Below are 13,639 nucleotides of genomic sequence, written 5' to 3'. Positions count from 1 at the left end.
GAGCAGTGCCCGTCCCTCGATTGGAGAGTGTAGCGGCAACACTCCGCGTCACTTTCAGCCCCCACCGTCGTTAGCCTGCTATGACGTCAGTCTCAGTCGACTGACCCGGCCTATCAGGAGGACTCTGCATATGCGCGGACGCCTGCCCCGCCTGCTGGCACTCCCCGTGACGGCTGCCGTGCTTGCCCTGCCCGCCGTGCCCGCCATGGCGCAGGAGATTCCCACGACGCCGATTCCGCAGCCGGAGGATCCGGGCCAGCCACCGATCTCCTCGCCGCCGAACGTGCAGCCGACCGGTAAGGCCGTCGGCGACGCGGGCACCGGGCTCGGCGTGCTGCGGCTGCTGCCGGACGCGGTGCCGACCAGCGCGATCATCGACGAGATGTCGGACGAGCTGCCGAAGCAGGCTGCCTTCGAGGGCGGGCTCGGCCTGTCCAGCGCTCAGGCCAACTCCGAGGCCTACCTGGCCTACGAGCGGTCGATCGCGCAGGCGTCCCCGTTCGGCGCCTCGGTGGCCGGGAACGCGCCGCAACTGCCGGGCTCGCTGGTGCAGACCGCGTTGCCGGACAACCCGGAACCGATCACCGGCGGGCTGAACGCCCCGCCGAACCCGCTGCTGAACGTGGGCCTGCTGAACGGCAAGGCACACGCACGCTGGAGCCCGGAGCTGGGCCCGTGTGTGGGCACCATCGCCGATGCCTCCACCTCGCTGGCCAGCCTGTCCGTGCTGAACGTCATCCCTTCGATGCCGGAGGCGGGCGAGCTCACCGAGGCCGGCGATGACCTGAAGCAGACCCTCGGCGAGTTGCCGGGGCCGTTGGCCAGCCTGGGCGGCCTGCTCTCCGGAGGGGACAAGCCGAAGGGCGACGGCAGCGGCTCGCTGATCAGCCTGCCGAACACGCTGTCCTCCCGGTCCACGGTCCGGCTGGTGGATATCCCGGACTCGGACCGCAAGGCCGTGCAGTCCGTCTCGACCATGCAGGCCGCGGACATCAACATCCTGAAGGGCACCCCGCTCGGCCTGACCATCAAGGTGGCCAGCCAGCCCACGTTGACCGTCACCTCCACCGGGAACAAGGACACCTCGACCGTCGAGTACAAGGCCCCGGTGCTGACCGTGGAACGGGGCGGCGAGGTGCTGTTCACCCTGGACGCGGCCAACCCGACCCAGGACGTCCCGATCGGTATCCCGCTGCCCGGGATCCGGGATATCCCCGGCTTCAAGGAGATCAAGGACGTTCCGGTCATCGGTGGCCTTGCCGAGCTGGCCGAGAACGTGACCAAGCCGATCACCGAAGCGGCCAAGGGCTTCGTGCTGGACCTCGGGGTACTGCGGCTGTCCATTGCGCAGCTGAACGAGCAGTCCATGGACATGACCGACCCGTTCAAGGGCTACCAGCTCGGCGCCTCGGCCCGGCTGCTCGACCTGCAGGTGCTGCCCACCAAGCTGCTGAAGGACGCGCTGCCGGAGGCCGCCGCGGACAAGCTGCCCTCCTCGCTCGCCCAGCTTTCCCTCGGTGAGCAGATCGCCAGGGCCTACGCCCCCGAGGGCGGGGTGGAATGCGGAACCACCAAGCAGCCGGGCCCGCCGCCCGGCGGCGGTGACGCACCCGGTGTGCCGGACAAGCTGGCGCAGACCAGCGCCGCGTACTCCACGGTGCCGATCTTCTGGACCGGCACGGGCCTGCTGCTGGTGGGTGTGGTGCTGGTCGCGGCCCTGCCGGGGCGCAGGCGGGTGAGCACGGCAGCCGACCCGGTCAAGCCGTCGCCACGTCCACGCTCGTAACGGGTGACCGGCCGAGGGGCGAGGGCACGGCCCTCGCCCCTCGGCTCAGGCGGTGCCGGGCAGGCGGGAACCGGCCGCGGCTGAACCCGCGCGTCCGGGCTGATCAGCCCTGACGCAGGGTGGTCACCATGGCCTCCACCGCGATCCGCGGTTTCACGTTCCACTCGATCGCCTCGCGGCAGGCGAGTACCGCCTCCAGGCGGCGCAGCGTGGAGACCGGCGACCACTCGGCCGCGGCCCGCGCGCTGTCCCCGGCTCGGTCCGGGTGCATCAGGGCGGCGCCGGACCGGCTGGCAGTGACCAGCACGTCCCGGTAGAAGGCGGCGAGATCCACAAGGGCCAGGTCGAGGGTGTCTCGCTGGGTCCTGGTCGCCCGCGACTTCTGCCGCTTCTCCAGTTGCTTGACGGCGGCGTCGGCGGCCCGTTTCGCCGAGGCGACACCCTTGCCGCTGCCGCCGGCACCCATCGCGGTGCGCACGGCCTCCTGCTCGGCCTCGTCCTTGGCCTTGCTCTCCTCGGTGGCATCCGCCTCGGCGGTTTTGATCAGGTCGTCCGCGCAGGTGAAGACGTCGCCCGCCCGGCGCAACCCGAGCGGGATCCGCAGCACCGCCGCCCGGCGCTCGCGGGCACTCGGGTCCGTGGCCAGCCGGCGTGCCCTGCCGACATGCCCACCGCACACGGCGGCCGCCCACTCGGCCAGTTCCGGTTCGATGCCATCCCGCTCGGTGAGCACCTGCGCGATGGCCGCCCTCGGCGGCGTGCGCAGGCTCACCAGCCGGCAGCGCGAACGGATCGTCACCGTGATGTCCTCCGGGTGGTCCGAGGGCGCGCAGAGCAGGAAGACCGTGCGATCCGGTGGCTCCTCGACCGCCTTGAGCAGCGCGTTCGCCGCCCCTTCGGTAAGCCGGTCGGCATCCTCGATGATCACGACCTGCCACTGCCCCGTGGTCGGCTTACGCGCCGCGGCCTGCACCAGTGCGCGCATCTCCGCCACCGAGATGGACAGGCCTTCCGGCACCACCAGCCGCACATCGGCATGGGAGCCGGACAGCGCTGTCCGGCAACCGGTGCAGTCGCCGCAGCCGGTGCCGCTCGTGCACTGCAACGCCGCCGCGAAGGTACGCGCGGCCACCGAACGACCCGAACCGGGCGGGCCGGTGAGCAGCCAGGCATGGGTCATCGCACCGGAGTCGGTGGACGCGCCGGACACCAGCGCGGCAGCCGAGTCGGCCGCCGCGGACAGCACCTCGATCGCGGGTTCCTGCCCCACCAGCTGGGCCCAGACCGTGCGCGTCACGACGAGGCCTCCGTGCGCCGCTGCTCGGCAGCCCCCGCTGTCTCGGCCGCTTCCTCGGCAGTGTCCCGCGGCTGGAAACCGAGCCGCCTTCCGGCCAGTACCGCCCCTACCGCGGTCCGCACGCGCTCACCCACCTCGTCCTCAGTGCCCTCGGCATCCACCACGACGTACCGGTCCGGATCCGCCGCCGCCATCTCGGCGAGCAGATTCTGCACCTGCCAGTGGCCCTCGTGCGAGGCCACCCTGCTCGCGGTCGCCGGGGCAGGCCCGGCGTCCAGCAGGACGGTGACATCGGGGCGCAGCCGGTTGGTCGCCCAGTCGGCAAGGCCCTCCAACTCCGCGGTGTCCAACCCGGCCACCGCGGACAGATGCGCCAGCGGCGAGTCCACGAACCGTTCCATCACCACGATCGCCCCGCCGTCCAGCGCGGGCCGCACATCCCGCTCCACGATGTCCGCTCGTACCGCGGCCGCGGCGAGCGCCTGCGCCCGCGCCCCGGTCAGCGAGGCCCCGGAGACCAGGGAGGCGAGCCGATCGTCGTCCAGCGCGGGGTCGGCTGCCAGCACCACCTGGCGCGGGCTGGAGGAGCGCAGCCACCCGGCCAGCCGGGCGGCCTGCGCGGCGGTGTCGGTCGCCGTGGTCCCCTCCAGCGCGATCAGCAGTCCGTTCACCCGGCGCGGCCGGCGCCGGATCGCGTTGCGCAGATCGGCCAGGATCGGCTCGGTGCGCCGGGAGTCCATCTGCCGGTAGGCGATCACCCCGACCAGGGCAGCGAGCAACCCGCCGCCCAGCAGCACCGGTCGGGTGCCGTCGATGATGATCGGATTGCCCCATACGCTGACCACCTGCGGCCTGACCAGGCCGATCAGCAGCGGAACAGTCGCGGTCGCGCCGAACACGATCAGCTTCAGCGCGGCCTGGTAGATGGAGTTGATCCGGCCGCGGATGGCGTCGTCGATCTGCGAGCCGATGATGGTGACGCCGGTCAGGAACGCCCCGCCCGCGCAGGCACCGACCACGGCCACGGCCACCAGGGCCACCGCAAGGTGCGGGGCCAGCGCCACCACGATCAGGGCCAGACCGGCAAGCACGATGCCGACCCCGAACAGCCGGTCGTGCGGCAGTCGCTTGGCCAGTTTCGGCGCGCCGGCGAGACCGACCGCCGCCCCCAGGAACACCGCGACGAACAGCAGGCCGAACGCGGCGTCCCCGCCGCCCAGGCTGGAGGAGTACGGCTTGGCCGAGCCGATCACCGCGCCGCCCGCGGCGAAGGCGCCGACCATGCCGATCAGCAGCCCGCGGACCAGCGGGGTGCTGCGGATGAACTTGCCTGCGTCGCGGACCATGCCGAGCAGGCCGGTGGAGGTCGCCTCGACGACGGGTTTCGGCGCCGCGCCGGTACTGGGCACCGGGTGCACGTTGCGCAGGGAGAGCTCGGGGATGCGGGTGAGTAGCAGCGCGCTGCCCAGGTAGAGCAGGCCGTTGAGCACCACGACCACCTTGGCGATGCCGAACTCACCGAGCACGTCCGGCGGCAGGTGAAAGGTGGTCTGGATACCGGTCAGGATCGAGTAGAGCCCGGCGCCGGTGACCACGGCGAGCCCGTAGGTCATCACCATGCCGAGCTGGTTTGCCGTCTCCACCTGGTCCGGGCGGCGCAGCAGGTTCGGCACCGCCGCGTCCTTGGAAGGGATCCACATCATCGCCGCGGAACCGACAAGGAAGTTGCCGATGAACAGCCACCACGTGCTGCCGACCAGCGCGATGGACAGCAGCAGCGCGCAGCGGAACAGGTCCGCTACGATCATGATCTTGCGGCGGTCGAACTTGTCCGCCAGCAGCCCGCCGAGCGGGGCGAACAGCAGGCCGGGCAGCAGGTTGGTGAGTACGACCCCGGCGAAGGCGAAGTTCTGCGCGGCGTAGTTGTCGGTGAACTTGGTGACCAGGCCGGTCAGCGCGAGCAGGGCGAGCCAGTCGGCCACGCTGCACAGGTAGGTGACGGCCCACAGCCGGCGAAACGGCGGGATCGCCAGCACGCGACGGATCCGGTAGACCGTGGAGGCGCCGGACGCGTCGCCGTCCGCACCCGCGCTGCTCGCCGCCCCCGCTTCGTCGCTAATGCGCCCACCCCGCAAAGTCGTGTCTCCGACGGCCGCTCGCGACCGCGCCGACCGGGCCGCCGCTCCGCAATCCCCCGTACGTGTAGTCAGGGTATCCCGAGAGCAACCAAGCCAACCGCCGGGCCGGTGACCGGTACCGCCGGACGGTAATCGCGGCGCGGTCGCACCGCAGCCGGTAAGCGGGTCGTTCGCCAGGGCGTGTGCTGGGGAACGAACGAGGACAGGTTCGCGGCCCTCAGTCGAGACAGAACTCGTTGCCCTCGATGTCCTGCATCACGATGCAGGACTCCTCGTTGCCGTCGGCAAGCAGTAGTCGCACGCGTACCGCGCCGAGCGCGACCAGACGTGCGCACTCGGCCTCGAGTGCCGCGAGGCGCTCTTCACCCACGAGCCCGGTGCCGACCCGCACGTCGAGGTGCAGCCGATTCTTGACGGCCTTGCTTTCGGGAACGCGCTGGAAGAACAGTCGCGGGCCCACACCTGAGGGATCAATGCAGACGAACGCCGCACCCTGACGCTCAGGCGGCAACGAGCGATCGACGTCGTCCCACGTGGCAAACCCCTCCGGCGGCGGCGGTACGACGTACCCCAACACCTCGCACCAGAAACGAGCGACGCGCTCGGGTTCTGCGCAGTCGAAGGTGACCTGGAACTGCTTGACCGACACCATCGGGCCACCATACTTGCGCATGCTGTTCACCGAGATCCCGGCTGGGAGACACGCCTTAGTTGAAGACGCCGGAGAAGCTGTCGAACAGGCTGGACAGTAGCTGGATCACCAGCACGCCGAAGATCACCAGCAACACGACCGCGATCCCGAGCCCCGCGGAGCCGCTGGACGGCTTGCGCACCGGCTGAGGCTTCGGCTCGCGCTCGTCCCGGTGCCGCGGCCGGAACGCCTGCATCAACTGCGGCTGGCCGGGCCAGGCCCGTTGTTGCTGCGCGGGAAGCATCCCGGCGGTGGGTGTGGGCGCCTGCGCACCCGACTCGGTGGTGCCGGACTCCGCCGGCTGGGCAGGCTCCTGCTGCTTGTTCTTGCGGTCCTCGCCCCGGAGCCTGCTGAACAGTTCCTCGTCGCGCTCGCTGGTCAGCGCCGCGTCCACCATGTCGCGCACCACCTCGGGGTCCGGCTCCACCGGGGAGGCGATCTCGACTTCCACCTCGTCGTCCGGGGTGGCCCTGGCACCGATTCCGGCGTCGCTGCCGGTGACCAGGCCGGCCAGCGGGTCGTTGAAGGCGGGCGGCGGGGGCGGCGACTGGGTCCCGTCCGGGTCGAACTGAGCCTGTCCCACCGTCACCACTCCCCTGCGCAACGTCAGCTTCACCCGCCAGGGTAGCGGGTGAACGCCCGTATCCGTCAGCCCAGCGCCGCATGTTCGACCCACCGTTCGGCATGCGCTCGCCCCGCGGGCGCGTATTGCAGTACCCAGTGCCCGCGCTCGCTGACCGAGGTGCCGAGGAAGTACCGCCCGATATCGTTGTCGAACAGCACGAAGGCGCCCCGCGGGTACTCGACTCGAACCCGGTCCCGCACGATGAGCTCGACCAGCACCGTGCCGTGTCGCGGCCGGGCCGTGCTCCGCCTGATCATCTCCACCGTGTCCGCCGCCTCCTCCGGCAGGCCCCCGTGCTCGTCGGCGTGTAGCTCGACGAATCCACCCGGCCCGCGCGGTACGTCGCGGATGTCGTCGAAGGCCCACTGCGGCAACCCGCGCAGGGAACCGCTGCGCAGCAGTACCTCGCCGCCGACCACGTTCAGCACGGTGGCGCAGTCCCGGTCACCGAAGAACCGCACCTGGAGCGGCTCGGCGCGATCGGCGAACACACCGGTCACCACGCCGCGGATATGCCCTGCCCGCAGCGTGCGGTACAGCGCCACGGCGGCCGGGGTCACCTCGCCCTCCGGCAGCAGCCCCATGGCCGCCATATCGCCGACGACCTTGGTGTACTGCTCGGCCTCCGCGGCCAGGTCACCGGTGTCCGGTGGCGGCCCCTCCCGCAGTGCCGCGGGCAGCCGGAACTCCGGGTCGAGGAACTCCATCGGCGACGGCCGCTCCGGCACCGCGCTGTCCAGCGGCGCGAGGACCTCGTCGAGGAGCTCGAAGACCGTCTCGCGCCGGCTCCGGGTGTGGGGGGTGTGGGCTGTCGGGCTTGCTGTCGTCCGGCTTGCTGTCGTCCCTGTCGTCTCGGTCACCCGGCCATTAGACCGGGCACCACCGACAATTTCTCGAACGTACGTTCGATCGCAGGTCAGGACTTGGATTTGGACTTGGCGGTGCTGCCGCCGGTGCCGCTCTTGGTGCCGCTGGACGCCTTCTTGCGGGTGGAGGACGAGCGCTTCTTCGGCGCCGGCCCCTTGGCCCGCTTCTCCGCGAGCAGCTCGGCGGCCCGCTCCTCGGTCAGCTCCTCCACGCTGTCCGAGCGGCGCAGCGAGGCGTTGTACTCACCGTCGGTGACATAGGGACCGAACCGGCCGTCCTTCACCACCATCGGCTTGCCGGAGGCGGGGTCGTTGCCGAACTCCTTCAGCGGCGGCTTCGCCACCGCCTGCCTGCCGCGCCGCTTCGGCTCGGCGTAGAGCTTCAGTGCCTCCTCCAGCGTGATGTCGAAGATCTGCTCCTCGGTGGCCAGTGACCGGGAGTCGGTTCCCTTCTTCAGGTACGGCCCGTAGCGCCCGTTCTGCGCGGTGATCTCCTCGCCGGACTCCGGGTCCGTGCCGACCACCCTCGGCAACGAGAGCAGCTTGAGCGCGTCGTCCAGGGTGATGTCCTCGATGGACATCGACTTGAGCAGCGAACCGGTGCGCGGTTTGGGCTTCTTCGCCTTGCTGCTCTTCTTGGTCTCGCCCTCGGCCTCCTGGGGCTCCGGCAGGATCTCGGTGACGTACGGGCCGAACCGGCCTTCCTTGGCGACGATCTCGTGCCCGGTCTCCGGGTCGGTGCCCAGCGAGCGGCCCTCCTGCGGGGTGGCGAAGAGCTTCTCCGCGATCTCCGGGGTCAGCTCGTCCGGCGGCAGGTCGTCGGGCAGGTTGGCGCGCTGCGAGCTGCCGTCGACCTCGCGCTCGAGGTACGGTCCGTACCGGCCGACCCGCACCACCACCGTGTTCTCGTTCTCGTCGGTGAACAGCGGGATGGAGTTGATCTCACGGGCGTCGATGTCCTCCACCCCGGCACCGACCAGCTTCTTCAGCCCGCCGAGCCGGCCCACGGAGCCGTCCGCGCCGGTGTCGCCGCCGAAGTAGAAGGTGGAAAGCCACCGGGTGCGCTGCTCGTCACCCGCGGCGATGCGGTCCAGCTCGTCCTCCATGGCCGCGGTGAAGTCGTAGTCCACCAGGCGCTCGAAGTGCCGCTCCAGCAGCCCGACCACGGAGAAGGCGACCCAGGACGGCACCAGCGCGGAACCCTTCTTCCACACGTAGCCGCGGTCCTGGATGGTCTTGATGATCGAGGAGTAGGTCGAGGGCCTGCCGATACCCAGTTCCTCGAGCTTGCTGACCAGGCTCGGCTCGCTGTAACGCGGGGGTGGCGAGGTGGCGTGGCCGTCCGGGGTCAGCTCGGTCGCCGACACCTGCTGGTCCTCGCGCAGCTGCGGCAGCCTGCTCTGCTTGTCGTCGGCCTCGCCGCCCGCCTCGCTGTCCACGGCCTCGACGTAGGCCTTGAGGAAGCCGGCGAAGGTAATGGTGCGCCCGGAGGCCGCGAAGGCGCACTCCTCCCCGCTACTTGCGGTACCGCTGATCCGCACCGACATCGTGGTGCCCTTGGCGTCGGCCATCTGGGAGGCGATGGTGCGCTGCCAGATCATCTCGTACAGCCGGAACTCGTCACTCTCCAGCTCACTGGCGACCTGGCCGGGCGTGCGGAAGACCTCGCCCGCCGGCCGGATCGCCTCGTGTGCCTCCTGCGCGTTCTTCACCTTGCGGGTGTACTGCCGCGGCTTGGGCGAGACGTGGGAGGAGCCGTACAGCTCGGTCGCCTGGTCGCGCGCCGCCGAGATCGCCGCCTCGGAGAGGGTGGTCGAGTCGGTACGCATGTACGTGATGTAGCCGTTCTCGTACAACCGCTGCGCGATCCGCATGGTGCGCTCGGAGGAGAACCGCAGCTTGCGACCTGCCTCCTGCTGCAGGGTGGAGGTCATAAACGGGGCGTACGGCCGCCGGGTGTAGGGCTTCTCCTCGACGCTGGTGACCGCGAAGTCCTGCCCGCGCAGCGCCTCGGCGAGGCGGTTCGCGTCCGCCTCCACCAGCACCCGGACGTCCTTCTTCGCGGCCGCGGCGGTCAGCTGCCCGTCCGCGCCGAAGTCCCTTCCGGTGGCCAACCGGTCGCCGTCCACCTGGACCAGCCTGGCCGGGAAGGTCCGTGGCGAGGCGTCCGCGCCGGCGTCCATCGTGGCGGCGATGTCCCAGTAGGAGGCCGAGGTGAACCGCATCCGCTCGCGTTCCCGCTCGACCACGATACGGGTGGCCACCGACTGCACCCGGCCTGCCGAGAGCTTCGGCATGACCTTCTTCCACAGCACCGGGGAGACCTCGTAGCCGTAGAGCCGGTCCAGGATGCGCCTGGTCTCCTGGGCGTCCACCAGGTCGGGGTCGAGCTCCCTGGTGCTCTCCGCCGCCGAGCGGATGGCCTGCTCGGTGACCTCGTGGAACACCATCCTGCGCACCGGCACCTTGGGTTTGAGTGCCTCCAGCAGGTGCCAGGCGATGGCCTCACCCTCGCGGTCGGGGTCGGTGGCGAGGTAGAGCTCGTCGACGTCCTTGAGCAGGCCTTTCAGCTCGGTCACGGTCGCCTTCTTGTCCGGCGACACGACGTAGAGCGGCTCGAAGTCGTTGTCCACGTCCACGCCGAGCCTTGCCCAGGGCTGGCCCTTGTACTTGGCAGGCACGTCGGCGGCGCCACGCGGGAGGTCCCTGATGTGCCCGCGGGAGGATTCGACCACGTAGTCCCGGCCGAGATAGGGCGCGATCTTGCGGGCCTTGGTCGGGGACTCGACGATCACCAGCCGTCGACGACCGGCGCCATTCGATCCAGAGTTCTTGGTCCGTGCCGATCCAGCCACGCTGTCCTGCTCTCCGCTCAATCATCTCGCCGCGATGGCGACACTAGTTCGACCAGCCTGTTCGACCAGCCAGTGTGCACCGCACTTGCCGGTGACCTCCGCTCAGGTACCGCGTCCGGTGGCCACCACGTATGGGGCGCATCGGCCGCGAGCCCGGCGATGTTTCTTTTCCACACCTAGCACGTGATGTCCGACTCGTCCGCGCTGGGGGCTTCGGTAGCCGGACGAATACCCTCCGTTCGTCGGTGCACACCTCACCTATTGTTACCCGCAACCGTCCCCGGAACCGATAAGGAGTCAAGGCATGACCCGCCGATGGCTGACCGCCCTCCTCACGGCCCTGCTCGGGGCGCTCCTCCTGGTGCCGTCGCCCGCGGCCGCCACCGTGACCGCCCGGGCCGAAGTCGACTTCCGGGCCACGGTCGCGCTGTCCAACTGCTCCGGCTCGGTGGTGCGCCTCGCCGGGGCGGCGGCCGATGACCCGGCACTCGTCCTTTCCAACGGGCACTGCCTGCAGGCGGGTTTCCCGGAACCGGGTGAGGTAATCATCGACCGGCCGTCCCAGCGACAGTTCCGGCTGCTCACCGCGGACGGCCGGGGTGAGTTGGGCACGCTGCGAGCGAGCAGGCTGGTCTACGCGACGATGACCGAGACAGATGTCTCGCTGTACCGGCTGCGGCGCAGTTACGCCGAGTTGGAGCAGGCCTACGGAGTTCGGCCGTTGCGGCTGGCCTCCGCCACGGCCGACGAGGGCACCGCGATCAGCGTGGTGTCCGGATACTGGAAGCGGATCTACTCCTGCACGGTGGACGGGTTCGTGCACGAGCTGCGTGAGGCCGGCTGGACCTGGCGCGACTCGATCCGGTACACGCCCAGCTGCGACACCATCGGCGGCACGTCGGGTTCGCCCATCATCGACCGGGACAGCGGCGAGGTCGTCGGGGTGAACAACACCGGCAACGAGGACGGTCAGCGCTGCACCTTGAACAACCCGTGCGAGGTCGACGAGCACGGCAACGTCACCGTCCGGCACGGCACCAACTACGGGCAGCAGACCTACCGCTTCTACGGCTGCCTGATCGCGGGCAGCCGGATCGACCTCACTCGTCCCGACTGCCATCTCCCCTCCTGAACCCGGTCAGCCGGCCCGACGGAGGGGGTTCGGGGTGGGCCAGAGAGGTTCGGCACCGGCGGGCGGGCGGCCGACCAGTTCCTCGAGGGTGGCAAGGCGCCGCCTGCCGGTGACGCGAAGGGCGGGGCCGCCCGCCTTGGGGCCGACCCGCTGGGCCGGCAGGCCGATCGTGCCCAGCGCCGCGGAAAGCGGATCGTGGGTGTCCGGCGCCTCCGGGTCGAGCGGGAGCAGGTAGCCGCGTTCGGTGGGGATCCCGCAGGCCAGCACCCACATCCGCAGGGTGGGTCCGTCCAGCAGGAACCGCCCCGGCACCTCCTTGCCCTCGCCCGCGCACCAGTCGTCGGCCAGCGGCAACAGGTCGACCCGGAACGGCGTACGGACCAGCGGCTGCCCCTCCGCCGAGCTGGTGACCTCGGCGGTCACCCCGCGCCGCCCACACTCCATGGCCAGTGCCCGCGCGCGCAGGCCCTCCCCCAGCTCGACCGAGAGCCGGGCCGCGGTGCGCCCGAAGCTCACGACCTGCCCGTGACCACACAGCACGCCCGCGAGATCCCCGGCTCGCGGGCCGCGGGCCTCGGCGGAGAAGAACGAGATCTGGTCCACACGCAGAGGATAGAACACCCGTTCGAGACAGTATAGCCGTGACGTACGACGAACTGGTTTGAAGTTGACGTAGCGTCAATCTCTAACGTCGTCGAGGTGAGCCGGAAGGAGGTTCATCCGCACGGAGGTCGACATGGCTTACTCGATCGTGCAGGTCGCGCGAATGGCCAAGGTGACGTCGAGGACGTTGCGGCACTACGACGAGATCGGCCTGCTCAGGCCGGCCCATATCGGTGGCAACGGTTACCGCTACTACGAGCGGGAGCAGTTGCTGCGCCTGCAGCAGATCCGGGTGTTGCGGGAGCTCGGGCTCGGGCTGGACACGATCGGAGACGTCCTCGACCGGCAGACCGACCAGCTGGACGCGCTCCGGCTGCACCACGAGTGGTTGCTGGCCGAGCGGGACCGGTTCGACCGGCTCGCCACGACCGTGCGGCACACCATCGAGAAGCTGGAAGGAGGGAAGGACATGAACGCGGAAAATCTGTACCGGGGCTTCGCCAGGGACTCCGAACAGGCCGAACGCCACGCCCAGGAGGCGGAGCGGCGCTGGGGCAGCGGCGCGCGCGAATCGCACGAGCGGGTCAAGGGTTGGTCAGCGGAGAAGTGGGAGGCCGTGCAGCGGGAGGGTGCCGCGGCATCGGCCGAGCTCGCCGAGTTGATGCGGGACGGCGTGCCCGCCGACGACCCGCGCACGATCGAGGCCACCGACGCGCACTACCGGTGGATCTGCCACTTCTGGACGCCGGATCGCGAGTCCTACACCGGTCTCGGTCAGCTGTACGTCGATGACGAGCGGTTCACCGCCAACATCGACGAGACCGCGCCGGGCCTGGCCGCGTACCTGCGCGAGGCGATGGCCGCCTACGCCGGGCGGCGGCTGTAGGAACGGGGACGGGCGAGCCGCGGATCCCCCGCCCGGTTCCTACGCCGGACCGAGACGGGGACTCGGGTCCTGCTCGATGAGCTCGCGGCAGGTGGCCGCCCGCCTGCTCGCCGCGGCCAACTCCGGGGTGGAGCCGATGCCCTCGAGCAGGTTGACCTCGCCGAGGTCCTCCAGCGGTCCGTCGACCGCCTCGATGGCGGCATGCCGGGCGTCGTCCCTGCCGGCGGCGTCCAGCTGTTCCTTGGCACTCACCGCCCGCTCCCGGATACGGGTGTAGTCGGCGACCGCCTTGACCTTCATCGTGTCCCCGCTCGGAACCGGGGCCGGCGCCAGGCCGTTCAGGTTGCTCAGGGTCCGATCCAGGCCACCGATCACCGCGCCGAGCAGCCGGCTGGAGGTCCGGGAGGCCCGCCGCGGGCTACTCGGATCGATCTCCGGAATCGAGGACATCGAGTCCACGAGGGCACCGACCGCAGTGCAGTAACCGTCGACCCATTCGGTCGTGGCGCGCTCCCGGTGCAGCCGCTCCTGGCTGGGCGCGCCGGAGGTGGTGCTGCCGGGAACACGGCGTGCCTCCTGCCCGTCCGCCGGGCCGGCCTCCGGCGATTGCCGGCCGCATCCGGTGAGTACCAGGCACAGCACCGTCGCCAGTCCCACCACTGCCGCCAAACCGGAACTCCGCGGCCGCACGCCGACACCTCCTTACGCACCGTGAGCACAGCCGTGTTGACGGTACCGATCCCAGCAAGCTTCGCAAGTC

11 protein-coding genes are annotated in these 13,639 nt (G+C 70.4%); 3 read left to right on the top strand and 8 right to left on the bottom strand.

Going from position 1 to position 13,639, the window contains the following annotated elements:
* Positions 1 to 130: 130 nt before the first annotated feature.
* Positions 131 to 1,786, top strand: a complete 1,656-nt coding sequence (locus FB471_RS21215; RefSeq protein WP_211358088.1) for a hypothetical protein — start codon at positions 131 to 133, stop codon at positions 1,784 to 1,786.
* A 103-nt stretch (positions 1,787 to 1,889) separates the two neighbouring features.
* On the opposite strand, the gene FB471_RS21210 is transcribed toward FB471_RS21215, so the two are convergent.
* The 6 genes from FB471_RS21210 to topA form a co-directional block, all read right to left on the bottom strand.
* Positions 1,890 to 3,083, bottom strand: a complete 1,194-nt coding sequence (locus FB471_RS21210) for a DNA polymerase III subunit delta' (RefSeq protein WP_142000157.1) — start codon at positions 3,081 to 3,083, stop codon at positions 1,890 to 1,892.
* A complete protein-coding gene (locus FB471_RS21205; RefSeq protein ID WP_142002246.1) occupies positions 3,080 to 5,203 on the bottom strand; it encodes a bifunctional MFS transporter/dTMP kinase in 2,124 nt (707 codons plus the stop codon). The genes FB471_RS21210 and FB471_RS21205 overlap by 4 nt, the downstream gene beginning before the upstream one ends.
* A 235-nt stretch (positions 5,204 to 5,438) precedes the next feature.
* On the bottom strand, positions 5,439 to 5,873 hold the full coding sequence (locus FB471_RS21200) for a VOC family protein (RefSeq protein WP_142000156.1): 435 nt from the start codon (positions 5,871 to 5,873) through the stop codon (positions 5,439 to 5,441).
* Between the two features lie 55 nt (positions 5,874 to 5,928).
* The gene (locus FB471_RS21195) at positions 5,929 to 6,495 is read right to left on the bottom strand and encodes a hypothetical protein (protein WP_142000155.1); all 567 of its coding nucleotides are present in this window, start codon (positions 6,493 to 6,495) and stop codon (positions 5,929 to 5,931) included.
* A gap of 65 nt (positions 6,496 to 6,560) precedes the next feature.
* A complete protein-coding gene (locus FB471_RS21190) occupies positions 6,561 to 7,397 on the bottom strand; it encodes an ESX secretion-associated protein EspG (protein ID WP_246076509.1) in 837 nt (278 codons plus the stop codon).
* Positions 7,398 to 7,453: 56 nt separating this feature from the next.
* Positions 7,454 to 10,258, bottom strand: coding sequence for a type I DNA topoisomerase (gene topA / locus FB471_RS21185; protein WP_142000154.1), 2,805 nt, complete (start codon positions 10,256 to 10,258; stop codon positions 7,454 to 7,456).
* Positions 10,259 to 10,562: 304 nt separating this feature from the next.
* On the opposite strand from topA, the gene FB471_RS21180 reads away from it, so the two are divergent.
* Positions 10,563 to 11,390 carry a S1 family peptidase gene (locus FB471_RS21180; protein ID WP_142000153.1) on the top strand — a complete coding sequence of 276 codons (828 nt, stop codon included), beginning with the start codon at positions 10,563 to 10,565 and terminating at the stop codon, positions 11,388 to 11,390.
* A gap of 6 nt (positions 11,391 to 11,396) precedes the next feature.
* On the opposite strand, the gene FB471_RS21175 is transcribed toward FB471_RS21180, so the two are convergent.
* Positions 11,397 to 11,993 carry a hypothetical protein gene (locus tag FB471_RS21175; RefSeq protein WP_142000152.1) on the bottom strand — a complete coding sequence of 199 codons (597 nt, stop codon included), beginning with the start codon at positions 11,991 to 11,993 and terminating at the stop codon, positions 11,397 to 11,399.
* Positions 11,994 to 12,126: 133 nt separating this feature from the next.
* Between FB471_RS21175 and FB471_RS21170 the strand changes: the two genes are divergently transcribed.
* Positions 12,127 to 12,879 (top strand): MerR family transcriptional regulator, encoded by a 753-nt coding sequence (locus FB471_RS21170; RefSeq protein ID WP_142000151.1) that lies wholly within the window; start codon positions 12,127 to 12,129, stop codon positions 12,877 to 12,879.
* A 39-nt stretch (positions 12,880 to 12,918) separates the two neighbouring features.
* Here FB471_RS21170 and FB471_RS21165 read toward each other — a convergent pair whose 3' ends face one another.
* Entirely contained in the window at positions 12,919 to 13,548 is a 630-nt protein-coding gene (locus FB471_RS21165; protein WP_142000150.1) for a hypothetical protein, read from the bottom strand.
* Between the last annotated feature and the right edge of the window lie 91 nt (positions 13,549 to 13,639).

The sequence above is a fragment of the Amycolatopsis cihanbeyliensis genome, assembly GCF_006715045.1.
Classification (GTDB): Bacteria; Actinomycetota; Actinomycetes; order Mycobacteriales; family Pseudonocardiaceae; genus Amycolatopsis; species Amycolatopsis cihanbeyliensis.
Note: the sequence above shows the minus strand (reverse complement) of the source record. Positions and strands in the feature narration are given on the sequence as shown.